4 protein-coding genes and 2 pseudogenes are annotated in these 3619 nt (G+C 72.5%); all 6 read left to right on the top strand.

Going from position 1 to position 3619, the window contains the following annotated elements; genetic code table 11:
* Nucleotides 1–410 (top strand): annotated as a pseudogene (locus tag AB0G02_RS31495) (transketolase); the annotation flags it as partial.
* Entirely contained in the window at nt 403–1353 is a 951-nt protein-coding gene (locus AB0G02_RS31490; protein WP_360801321.1) for a transketolase C-terminal domain-containing protein, read from the top strand. The pseudogene AB0G02_RS31495 and the gene AB0G02_RS31490, both read left to right, overlap by 8 nt.
* A complete protein-coding gene (locus AB0G02_RS31485; protein WP_360801318.1) occupies nt 1350–1517 on the top strand; it encodes a lysine biosynthesis protein LysW in 168 nt (55 codons plus the stop codon). The genes AB0G02_RS31490 and AB0G02_RS31485 overlap by 4 nt, the downstream gene beginning before the upstream one ends.
* Nucleotides 1514–2392: a RimK family alpha-L-glutamate ligase gene (locus AB0G02_RS31480; protein ID WP_360801315.1), complete on the top strand. Its 879-nt coding sequence runs from the start codon at nt 1514–1516 to the stop codon at nt 2390–2392. The genes AB0G02_RS31485 and AB0G02_RS31480 overlap by 4 nt, the downstream gene beginning before the upstream one ends.
* Complete coding sequence (gene argC, locus AB0G02_RS31475; RefSeq protein WP_360801312.1) at nt 2389–3399, top strand: N-acetyl-gamma-glutamyl-phosphate reductase; 1011 nt, start codon at nt 2389–2391, stop codon at nt 3397–3399. The genes AB0G02_RS31480 and argC overlap by 4 nt, the downstream gene beginning before the upstream one ends.
* Nucleotides 3400–3404: 5 nt before the next feature.
* Nucleotides 3405–3619, top strand: a pseudogene (locus tag AB0G02_RS31470) (acetylglutamate kinase); the annotation flags it as partial.

Genomic DNA, 3619 nt, shown 5'->3' with positions numbered 1-3619 from the left:
AGCTCCAGGAGGGGTCGGTGTGGGAGGCGGCGCAGGTGGGCCGGGCGCTCGACGCCCGCAACCTGGTCGTGGTGGTCGACGTCAACGACTTCCAGCAGACCGGCGCCGTGCGGGACGTGAGCGACGGTGCGCCGGTCGCCGGGCGTTGGGCCGGTTTCGGCTGGCACACCCTCGAAGTGGACGGCCACGACCTGCCCGCGCTCTGCTCCGCCCTCGACGAGGCGGTGCGGGTCGACGGACCGGTCGCGGTGGTCTGCCGCACCGTCAAGGGGCACGGGGCGGGTCCGCTCGCGGGCAAGGCCGTGTCCCACTTCGTGCGGTTGGACGCCGCGAAGCACCAGCGGGTCAAGGCGGCCATGCGACGGGCGGCCCGCCCGGTGACCGCAGTGGGGGAGGCCGACCGTGGTTGAGATCGGGTCGGAGCGGCTGAGCACCCGCGTCGCCTTCACCGACGCCTTGCCGGGACTGGCCGTGCGGCACAACGTGCTCGTCGTCGACACCGACACGGGGAGCGTCAAGCCGACGCCGGAGATGGAGTACCTCAACGTCGGCATCGCGGAGAACGCCGCCATCGGGCTGGCCGCGGGCGCCCAGCACCACGGTTGGCGCGCGCTGGTCTGCACCTTCGCCGCCTTCTCGGTGAGCCGGGCGTTCGAGTTCATCAAGCTCGACATCGCCTACCCGCGCCGCCGGGTCTGCATCGTCGGCACGCACGGCGGCGCGAGCGGAGGCTGGCTGGGGCCGACGCACCACTGCGCGGAAGACCTCGCCCTGATGAACTCGCTGCCGGGCATGCGCGTCGTCGTCCCCGCGGACGCGCACCAGGCGGTGTCGCTGCTGGAGCAGTGCCTCCAGTACGACGGCCCGACCTACCTGCGGCTCGGCCGCAAGGACTCGCCGGTGTTCGAGGGGTTGCCCGAACCGGAGCTGGGCCGCCCGCAGGAGGTCCGCGCGGGGGACGACGTCGCGCTGGTCGCCACGGGCCCCGAGATGCTGGCCACGGCGTGCCACGTCGCGGACGGGCTCGAAGGAGCGGGGTACCGCGCCCAGGTGATCAACGCGCACAGCGTCGACCCGGAGTCCGCCCGGGCCGTCGACGGGATCATCGGCGGCGAGTGCCGGTGGCTGGTCACCTTGGAGGAGGCGTTCACCTCCGGGGGGATGGGCGCGCAGGTCGCGTCGGCGGTCGGCGCCCGCGGCCTGCGGTGGCTGCCGGTCGGCGTCACCGACTTCCTCCCGCCCGGCGCGCACGCGGACCTGCTGGAGGCCAGTGAGCTGACGTCCGATTCCGTGCTCCGCCGCGTGCTGGAGTTCGTCGCAGGGTCGAAGTCGAGAGAAGGGGTTTCCGGGTGAATGCGCAGTGTGTCAGCTGTGACAGCGAGTTCGAGGTGCGAACGGACAGCTATCCGGGGGAGATCGTCGGTTGTCCGGGCTGCAACGCGGAACTCGAGATCTTGTCGATGACGCCCGTGGAACTGGCGATCGCGCCCGAGCCGGAAGAGGACTGGGGCGAATGAGCCCTGGTAGCCGACCGACGCGGCTGGGGATCATGCTGTCGGTGGTCCGGTACGAGGAGCGCCGGCTCCTGGACGAGCTGGCCGACCGCGGTGTCGCGGTGGACCGGTTGGACCCCCGTTCGCTGACGTTCGGGCCGGGCGAGGCCGAGCGGCTGCGGGGCATGACCGTCCTCAACCGCGAGATCGCCGCGCAACGCGCCGTGCTGATGGCGGAGACGCTGGAGGAGCTCGGCGCGTTCCCGGTGAACGACTCCTCGTCGACCCGGATCTGCTGCAACAAGTGGTCGACGTACCTGCGGCTGCGCGACCACGGGATCCCCACCCCGACGACGTTGCTCGCCCCGTCGCCGGAAGCCGGGATGCGGGCGGTCGAGTCGGTCGGCTACCCCGCCGTCATCAAGCCCCTGGGTTCGTCCTGGGGCAAGCGGGTCAGCCTGATCACCGACCGCTACGCGGCCGAGGCCGTGCTCGAGCACTCCGCCGAGCTGCCCTCGGCGGTGATGAGGACGGTGATCGTCCAGGAGGCGGTCCAGCCGGGTGCGCCCGACATCCGGGGGATCGTCGTGGACGGCGAGTTCCTGGGGGCGGTCGTCCGCTCGGGCACCGACTGGCGCAACAACGTCGCCCGGGGAGCGGCGGTCGAGCCGCTCGGGCCGAACGACGAGGTGCGCGAGCTGTGCACGGCGGCGGCCGCCGCCGTGGGCGCCAGGGTGGTGAGCGTGGACCTGGTCCGGTACGCGGACGGGGGCCACCTGGTGCTGGAGGTGAACTCCCGGATGGAGTTCCAGGGATTCGAGGGCGCGACCCGCACCGATGTGGCGGCGAAGGTCATCGATCTGTGCCTGTCCGGGACCGACGTGAAGGAACCAGTGTGAAGCGCATCGCGGTCGTGGGAGGCCGGGGCTTCGTGGGTGGCGAGCTGCTCCGGTTGCTCGTGCACCACCCCGAGGTCGAGGTCGCCGGGGTCACCTCGGACACCCGCGCGGGTCAAGCGGTGGAAACCGCGCACCCGCCGCTGCGCGGGAGCGGTCTCCGCTACCGGCGGCGGGCGGACCTGGAGCCCGTGGACCTCGTCTTCCTGGCCGGCGTGCACGGGTCGACGATCGAAGTCCTCGACGAGCTGAGCGCGCTCGCGCCGAAGGTCGTCGACCTGACCGCCGACTTCCGCATCGAGGACGCCACGCGCATGCAGCACCACTACGGGTGGCACCGCGAGGGCGCGCACGCGTCCGCGTTCGTCCGCGGCCTGCCGGAGCTGCACCGCAAGCAGATCGTCGACGCGGACCGGGTCGCCGTCCCCGGCTGCATGGCCACCAGCGCGATCCTGAGCCTCGCGCCCCTGGCGAACCGGAACCTGCTGTCGTCGGTCGAGGTCGACGCGCGCACCGGCAGCAGCGGCTCCGGGGCCTCCGCCGACTCGGCCAACTCCCACGCGCTGCGCAGCGGCGTCATGCGGGTGTTCGCCCCGCTCGGCCACCGGCACGAAGCCGAGGTGGCCGAGGCGCTGGGGGTGGAGGCGTCCATGACGGCCACCGCGACGCCGCAGGTCCGCGGCGTGCAGACGCTGACCAGGGTGGCGGTGGGTGAGGCGACCGAGCGCGAGCTGGTCCGCATGTACCGGGAGGACTACGGCGCGGAGCCGTTCGTCCGGCTGCTCACCAGCCCGCGCGGCGCGTTCCGCTACCCGGACCCGAAGGTGCTCCTCGGTTCCAACTTCTGCGACATCGGGATCGCCGTCGACGACCGCGGCAGGGCGCTCGTGATGGCCGCCCTCGACAACCTGGTGAAGGGGGCGGCCGGTGGTGCGGTCCAGTGCATGAACCTCATGCTCGGGCTGCCGGAGACGTGCGGGCTCACCTTCCCCGGTCTGCACCCGGTGTGATCGCGATGAGGATCGTGGTGAAGTGGGGCGGCAGCCTCCAGGGGCACGGCGAGGGCGTCGCGGACGACATCGCCGGGCTGTGGCGCGCGCACCGGGTCACGCTCGTGCACGGCGGGTCCAGGGACATCGACGACACCATGCGCGAACTCGGCCTGCCGCAGCGCACGTTGCGGTCCCCGGACGGCATGGAGACCAGGTACACCGACGAGGCGACCCTGAC

It is taken from the genome of Actinosynnema sp. NPDC023658, from assembly GCF_040639995.1.
Lineage (GTDB): Bacteria > Actinomycetota > Actinomycetes > Mycobacteriales > Pseudonocardiaceae > Actinosynnema.
This window is presented reverse-complemented; position numbering and strand designations above follow the sequence as displayed.

Bases quoted from the DNA above. Each gene is read 5' to 3' on its own strand.
- AB0G02_RS31480 (WP_360801315.1), top strand. From the start codon at position 1,514: ATGAGCCCTGGTAGCCGACCGACGCGGCTGGGGATCATGCTGTCGGTG.